Raw genomic sequence first — 388 nt, 5'->3', positions numbered from 1 at the left:
CTACAGCATGGACGGGTGGTACGGGCGCATCTTCATCGGCTCGGGCTTCTTCGATCCCGACAAGCCGCTGGGCCAGTACAGCAAGCGCGAGCTGCACGACCTGCTCTACAAGGACCCGGTGAAGATCAAGGTCGAGGGCATCAACCTCACCTACGAGGGGCTGATCCCCAAGATCACCAAGTCGATGCTGTCGAAGGATCCCGAGCAGATGCAGCCGCACATCCGGGCGTTCGTGGAGCGGGCGGTCAAGTTCACCGCCTGCCCGGAGTGCGAGGGAACCCGTCTGGCCGCGCCGGCCCGCTCCTCCCGGATTCGGGGCAAGAACATCGCCGACCTGTGCGCGATGCAGGTCAGCGACCTGGCCGCGTGGGTCCGCGCGCTCGACGAG

General features: G+C 66.0%; 1 protein-coding gene. It reads left to right on the top strand.

The window, feature by feature from the left end; all coding sequences use genetic code 11:
• On the top strand, positions 1-388 hold a 388-nt coding region (locus HZ297_RS11905; protein WP_218644636.1), incomplete at both ends, for a hypothetical protein.

Origin of the sequence: Thiomicrorhabdus cannonii, assembly GCF_013391695.1 — a bacterium.
Taxonomy (GTDB): Bacteria; Pseudomonadota; Gammaproteobacteria; order Thiomicrospirales; family Thiomicrospiraceae; genus Thiomicrorhabdus; species Thiomicrorhabdus cannonii.
The sequence above is the reverse complement of the archived record's forward strand: the minus strand, read 5'-3'. Positions and strand labels throughout refer to the sequence as shown.